Source organism: Herbidospora mongoliensis (genome assembly GCF_001570545.1).
Lineage (GTDB): Bacteria > Actinomycetota > Actinomycetes > Streptosporangiales > Streptosporangiaceae > Herbidospora > Herbidospora mongoliensis.
Genome location: NZ_BBXD01000033.1, coordinates 26,119 through 33,010, shown reverse-complemented (window position 1 = coordinate 33,010; position 6,892 = coordinate 26,119). Strand labels below are relative to the sequence as shown.

Here is a 6,892-nt window from a genome sequence, read left to right as displayed (position 1 = left end):
GACCTCGGCAGGGCATCGCATGGTGATCAAACCCGCGCCGCTGCGGCCGGCCGTTCCCGGCGGGTTCAACCTGGACGACTTCGCCATCGACACCACCGCCGGAACCGTGACCTGCCCGGCCGGACACCAAGTCCCGCTGTCAGCGCCGTCAGGCCGCCACCTGCAGCGCAAGGCGTTGTTCGCCAGTCTGTGCGCCGGCTGCCCGCTGCGCCCGCGCTGCACCACGACCAAAGCCGGGCGCATCCTCACCCTCGCCCCCACCACGACGAGCTTGCCTCCGCCCGCCGCCACGCCGCCACCGAGCCGGCCTGACAGGAGAATTACCGGCGCTGGAGGCCCCCGGTCGAACGCGCCATCGCCTGGATCGTCGCCCGGGGCAACCGCCGATTACGGTATGTCGGCACCATCAAGAACAACGCCTGGCCCCACACCCGCGCCGCCGCGCTCAACCTGCGAACCCTGATCAACCTCGGACTCACCCGCACGAGCGCGTCCTGGACACTGGCCTCCACGACCATCTGAGAAATCGCGGGCCGCAAACGGCGCCGCACGCGAACAAGATTTTCAGCGGCCTTCTAGGGCCTGTTTCTTGGATCAGGTGCGGAGCCAGATGACCAGCGCTGCGATGGTCACCGTGCCGAGGAGGATGTGGCCGCGTTTGTCGTAGCGGGTGGCCACCGCCCGGAACTGTTTGAGCCTGTTGATCGCCCGCTCGACCACGTTGCGGCGGGCGTAGCGGGCGGGGTCGGAGCCGGTTCGGCGGCCACCGGCCGACCCGCGCTGACGCCGATGCGCCTTCTGATCGTCGGGTTCGGGGATCGTGTGCCAGACGGTGTACGCGGTAATCGTGCAGCTGGTTCGAGGCCAATGCTGATCGCTTTCGTTATCGCCGCCTGCGACGATGGCCGCGTCTTCTGGGATGGACGGAGTCGTGATGAGGCGATCGTTAGCTTTGGTCGTGGCCGCGCTGCTGGCCGGTGGGGTGGCCGCGCCCGCTGCGGCGGTCGCGCAGACCCGGCCGCCCGACCCCGTGCGGGCCGTGCAGAAGCAGTTGCGTCAGGGGCACGGGGTGCGGATCTCCGAGCTCGCCGCGATGATCGACGGGACACACTCCACCGCTGCGGCCCGCATACGCGGTCAGGTGCAACTGAGCCCGAAGGGGCCGGTCGCCTACGACGCCACCCGTTACTCCATTCTCGTTCCGTACGACGACCAGGAAACCTCCTGGCGGGCCGCTCTTGGCGGGGCCGACTGGGACGACACCACGTACGTCGGCGGGGTCACGTACACGCATGAACCGCCCGGCAGTCTCCCCGACGGTAAGTCGTGGATCCGGTGGGACTGGAAGGCGCCGGAGGTCGCGGTTTTCAGCGATCAGGCGATCAACGTGTTCGACGAACGCGTTCTGCGCACTCTGCTGCGCGGGGTCACTGGCAAGGCCGTTTCCGGCGGGTATGTCTATCGCGGCGTAGTGAGCCACAAGCGGCTGGGGCTTCCTCCCACCGGTGACGTGAAAGATGAGATCCACTGGTCGCTCTGGACCGACGCCAAGGGCCTGCCCACCCGGCTCCGGACCACGGACCTCGTCTATGGCCGGGAGCCGAAGATGGGCCTCAGCTACGACACCCGCTTCCTCGACTGGGGGTTCCCCCTGGTCGTCACCGCGCCGCCGGCTGACCAGGTGATCGACTCGGCTGACGTGTGACGGCTCACCGGGTCGCGTCCTTGAGGTAGCCCTTGCGGATGTCCGGCGGCGCAGGGGGAGCGTCCTGATGCGCGCCTCCAGGAGTTGGCCGATGCTGTCCGTGAGCGCCGATCGGCCGCCGACATGGTCATCGCTCGCTCGTAACCAATACGCGCTGGCCCAGGCCAACTCCGCCCTGCGGCGTCGCGGATCCAGCGGCGTGCGCTGTTCTGAGCGGCGGCGATCTGTCGGTCGCTGCCAGCTTCTGCCTGGTCGGGCGACGGCAAAGACGGTTCGTCCCCGTCTGATCTGCTCACCCCGCCAACCCCCGCAGCTGCTTGGCCTGCCGTCCACATCCGCGTTCGAGCCCATCGGGCGTCTCGCCGTGATGACACGCCTGTGGGCATATCGGATCCGGACGGGCGATCGTAACCGTCGCCTAGCAACCGTCGTCACGGCGGGCGCTGCGTGAGGGAGTTGCGGTGGCAGGTCTCCGGCCATCGCGGTCCCCTTGCGCGTCGCCACGCCAGCTTGAGCCCCGGGACTTCCCTGAGGACCGCTCTCTCTTCATATGAAACTGTGGTGCCGTCACCTCGCCCCGCACATGTGGTGGTTACGATCGCCCGCCTGAAACCGATAAGCCCACAGACGCGCCGTCACGGCGAGGCGCCCGATGGGCTCAGTCGCGGATGTGGACACCAGGCCGGACAGCGGGATTGGGCAGGTGAGCGGATCAGACGGGAACGAGCCGTCGATGCCGTGGCCCGCCTCCGGGGCCGCCGCCGACCGGCAAGATCGCTGCCGCTCAGGACGGCGCACGTCGTTGGATCCGCGACGCCGCAGTGCGAGGGGGGCGTGGGCGAGCCCGCGGGCGATGCTGGCCGGGCTGTGCGCCAGCGCGCTACTCCCGATAGCGACCGCCGAGCCAGGTCTAGTGGCGGTGGTGGCCGGGGCGAACGTGGCGGGCTCTCACTCGGGGCCAACGTGCTGGCCACGCGGGCCCGCAAACGCAGACGCTCCTCGGGAGATCCTGCCCTGGCGGGTTCAGGAGCCGAGACCGGCACAGAGGGGAGAGCGCCGTCGGGCGCAAGCGGCTGTCAGCGTGAAGGAGGTGGCCTTCGCAGAGCCAGGTGCGTCTGGAGCTGAACGGATCGACCGGATTCTGGCCGCGCCTGCTCGGCAAGCTCGCGGTCGCCTGGTCCGGGAAGCTGCCCTTGCCCGTATGCCTATGAGACTTCACCATCATGGAGATGGTTCAAGTGGTGTCGAGGGACGGGCAGCCATGGGGGCTACATGGAAGCATCTTTGGTGCTCATTGGAGTCGGTTCCGATGGGGTGTCGGTTGAGCAGCGGGACGGGCACCGGCCGCCTGCGGGGGTGATGCTTCGCTGGTTCCTGCCGGACGGCGTCGGATTCCCTGACTTCGGGTTCGACATCCATCGGGCCTTTGTGGGTGATGTTGTGCCGCTCAGACTGGACGACGCCGCAATCGCCGATCTAGTCGGGCAGGCTCAGGCGTCAGTCGACAATCGCGTCGACCTGGCCACCGACGATCCCGCCGGGCTGACCTTCCAGTCGTACGGGATCGCCAATGCGATGAACGTCCCCGCCAGGACACGGCTCACGCTTGGGTTTCCCGGGCTTGCGTGGGACTTGGTCCTGAAAGCTGCCGATTTCGGGGACCGTTTGATCGTCGAGGGATTCGCGGCGGGCCTCTTACGGGAGCAGCAGATACTGCGGCCCGGCGATGAAGTGAGCTGGCGTACGCGCGGCCTGGACCGGGTCGAGATCACCGGCGACGGCGGCGTCTCCTACATCGGCTCGAGGCTGGCCGACTTCCCCTATCAGTGGACATTGCTGGGCCACCGGTCTCTGCCGGTCTCCGACGTCGCTTATCCCGACCTCGCAAAGCCAGCCTCGGGCGCTGAAGCAGAGCAGGCCAGGTCGCGGCTGCCGGCCAGCCCGGCCGCCGACTGGGCGTCAACTTACGGGCCCGGCTTTCCTGACCTGCTTGCCACCCTGACCGCGCTGGCGCTGGGCCGGCCCGCGTCGCCGCCGCCGTCACCTGCGGGTGGGCCACGCCTCTCGGCAGACGGAGGCGCGCTGCTGAGCGCCGCGCTCGTCGACCCGCACATCGCCAGGATCGTGGGACTCGCCTGGGACGACACCCAGGCCGCGACCTTGACCGGTCCGTTCGCCTACAAGGTCGTGGGCCGCTGGCGTGGCGGCGCGTTCAGCGCGCGCCCCGGTGATCCCGGTCTCGACGCACTCGGTCTCCGGGTCACCCTCCACGGCACGGTCATAGCGCCCGACCGGACGACCTTCTCCTACGACGTCGACCTCGGAGTCGGCAACGTCCTGGAAATTGGTCTCGGCACCGCGGTCGATGAGCTCGTACTCGAGCTGCTGACGACCGCCCCCCTGGAGGCGGTGGCCTTCGACGGTTCCGGCGGGGAGGTCGGCCGGACCGCAGCCGATCACAGCGCCCGTGCGGTCACCCTCTCGGCCTCCGGTATCACGCGGGTCGAGCTGCACGGCGGCGGCCGGGTGTCGGTCGGGGGTATCCGCTGGAGCGTGCCATTCGAGGAGCGGTACGGGCTGATCCCCGGCATCGGCCCGGCCGACCCGGGCCCGCCTGCAGGCCCGAACTGGATCACCGCCCGCCGGGCCGCCCAGGACGAGGGCAGACGCATCGAGGTCGAACTCGACTGGGATCTCGCGCCCGGCGGGGAAACGGCGGCGATCGGTGTCCAGCTCGGCGCGCTGCGGTTCGGCAGCAACCCCGCGGCGCCCGCGCCTGAGGTGCCGCCGTTTCAGCACGATTACCTGCTGCGGGACGGCACCGTGGTGATCATTCCACCGGATATCGCGGCCCGCCCGGCGCCCCGTGTCCTGACGCGGGACGTCGGGCCTTCCAGCGCTGGCCTGTCTGATGGCTGGTACGCCTGGTGGGCCAGAGGCGTCGACCTCTTCGGCCGATGCGGCCCCACCACACCACCCGCGGTCCTGGCGGTGACCGACGACGTGCCGCCCCCGCCGCCGGCGCTGGTACTCGCCGAGTATGTCCAGGCGGCGGCGCCCGCGTCACTGCTGACTGTGCTCGGCCGGTCCCCGCTGGCTTCAGCCTGGCTGGCCGCCCACCCCGGCCGTGACGCGCTGGCCTGTTGCGCGGCCTGGACACCCGAACTGGCCAAACTCGCCCCCGACGTCGATGCATTCCGGGTCTATGTCCGCCGACCGAGGCGAACCGTCCCGGCCAGCGCCGCCGACCCGGCCGAGAGCTACTCCGGTGTGTCGTGGGGCGCTTCGGTCGCTTCCACCGGCCCGGTGCCCACCACCGTGACCGGGACCGTGGTCTCGGCCGCCACCACCATCACTGGAGTGGCGGTGACAGAGATCGTCGCCGAGCCCGCCAACAGGCCCGACGAAGCCGGGCCGCCGGTGTTCCGCCTGACCACCGACCTCACCCTGGACACCGGTTCGGGGGAACTCACCGGCGCTGTTATCCAGGCGGGTGGCGTGGCATACACCATCGTCGGCAACGGCGAAGGCCCATCGGCCTGGCTGCTGGTGAGGCCAGAGCCGGGCGGGCCGCCGCCCGAGCCCGGACCCTATGTGCTACGCCGCGGCACCTCAAGCCTGCTCGCTATCACAACGGGGATCGTCTGGCCGGCGTCCGGTGAGGCGTTCGTGCGGGCCAGCGCCGGAGTCCTAGCCGTCCCGGGCGGGACGGATGGATACCGGTACCGGGTGCTCGGATTTCACGGCGACGTCATGATCTGCGCCGACCGGGGGCCCGACGACAATCCCGACGCGGCGGCCCCCGCCCCCACCGCCGGGATGGCGGCGGTCTGGTATCCGGCATGGACGCTGACGTTCGCCGACACTGGGTTCGGCCCGGCGACCGGCGAAGGCGTGCCGGTCGGGAGGGCCCAGGTCGCGCTCACCTCGGTCCGGCGCTCCGGTACGGCACGGGCGGTGCAATCCGCTCCGTCGGCGCCAGGAACCGTCCTGGCTGTCGACACCACTGTCCCGGCGGTTCCTATCCTGCCCGACCTCCTGTCCGGACCGCACTGTGCGGTCCTCGCCACCGCCGCCGACTGGTACGGCGTGTCCCGCTTCACCTTGTCGTTCCCGGCCGACCCCGGCACCGGGTATCTGGTGTTCCGCGCCATGGCCGCCTCCGTCTTCACACTCGACCACCAGCGCCGCGCCGCTCCCGGCTACGCTCTTGACCTCACTGAACCCTGGATGGCTCCGCTGCTCACCGGGGCACGCGGTACCCTGGTCACCAGTGATCTCGCCGCCCTTGAGACGGCGGTGGCCGCCGCCAGCGACGGCTCCGACGCCGTCGAAGCCGCTTATGAGTTGCTGCACGCCGATACCGCCCGCCTCATCGCCGCGCAGTCCTGGACCGCTCCGGCCTACACCCAGCGCCACGCAACCCCGCTGACGGCGGCCGAGCTCCCCTACATCGACGAGCTTGAAGGCCGCTCCCGATCGCACTGGTTCTACCGAGTCGCGGCACGGTCGGCGGCCGGCCTGGCCAGTAGCTGGTCGGCGCCGACCCCGCCGATCTGCGCCCCCAACCGGACACCGCCGCCTGCGCCTGTCGCGAGACTGGCCCTAGCCGACGACCTCGCGGTCACCGTGTCCTGGCTTCCGGTGCCCGCCGACGTCGACCACTATCTGCTGTACCGGGGCAGGGACGACGCCGAGATCGCCGACGTGCGCGACCTCCTCCCCGTGCTGAGCATCGACGCCGCAACGGCGGGAGGAGGTCCCCCGCTCCAAGCGTCCGTGCCCTGTGAGGCGGGAGAGTGGCGGTTCCGGATCGTGGCGGTCGACGCGGCAGGCAACCGGTCCCGGCCGTCGCAGATCCTTGTCGGGCGAGCGCTGCTGCCGCCGCCGCCTGCACCGGTCTGGCTGGCCGCAGTGCGTGAAGGTGACGGCGTCAGGCTCACCTGGCGGCCTAGCGGCTCGCAGGACGCCCCCGACCCGCGCCTGGCGTGCCTGGTCGAACGCCGCCTCGCGGGTGTGGGCTGGTGGTCGTCGGTTTCAGGCTGGCTGCCTCGCGCGGTCTACATCTACCTGGATGCGCCCCCCGACCCTGCCGCAGGCTGGGACTACCGCCTGCGGGTCCGCGACCGTCTGGGACAGGTCGCCTCGGTCCTGCCCGTCGTCTCGATAGCAAGGCTGTGATGGCGC

The 6,892-nt window shown here is 70.4% G+C and carries 3 protein-coding genes and 2 pseudogenes; 4 read left to right on the top strand and 1 reads right to left on the bottom strand.

Features of this window, described 5'->3' with window-relative positions:
• Positions 1–19 precede the first annotated feature (19 nt).
• Both AW272_RS46220 and AW272_RS46215 read left to right on the top strand, forming a co-directional pair.
• A pseudogene (locus AW272_RS46220) lies at positions 20–205 on the top strand (hypothetical protein); the annotation flags it as partial.
• 149 nt (positions 206–354) lie between these two features.
• Positions 355–522: a hypothetical protein gene (locus tag AW272_RS46215; RefSeq protein WP_369408853.1), complete on the top strand. Its 168-nt coding sequence runs from the start codon at positions 355–357 to the stop codon at positions 520–522.
• A gap of 72 nt (positions 523–594) precedes the next feature.
• Here the strand turns inward: AW272_RS46215 and AW272_RS45455 are convergent.
• Positions 595–825 (bottom strand): annotated as a pseudogene (locus AW272_RS45455) (IS5/IS1182 family transposase); the annotation flags it as partial.
• 109 nt (positions 826–934) lie between these two features.
• On the opposite strand from AW272_RS45455, the gene AW272_RS39595 reads away from it, so the two are divergent.
• Together AW272_RS39595 and AW272_RS39590 are read left to right on the top strand one after the other, a co-directional pair.
• A complete protein-coding gene (locus AW272_RS39595; RefSeq protein ID WP_157519333.1) occupies positions 935–1,705 on the top strand; it encodes a hypothetical protein in 771 nt (256 codons plus the stop codon).
• Between the two features lie 1,440 nt (positions 1,706–3,145).
• The gene (locus tag AW272_RS39590) at positions 3,146–6,886 is read left to right on the top strand and encodes a hypothetical protein (protein WP_157519331.1); all 3,741 of its coding nucleotides are present in this window, start codon (positions 3,146–3,148) and stop codon (positions 6,884–6,886) included.
• The last annotated feature ends 6 nt before the right edge of the window (positions 6,887–6,892 follow it).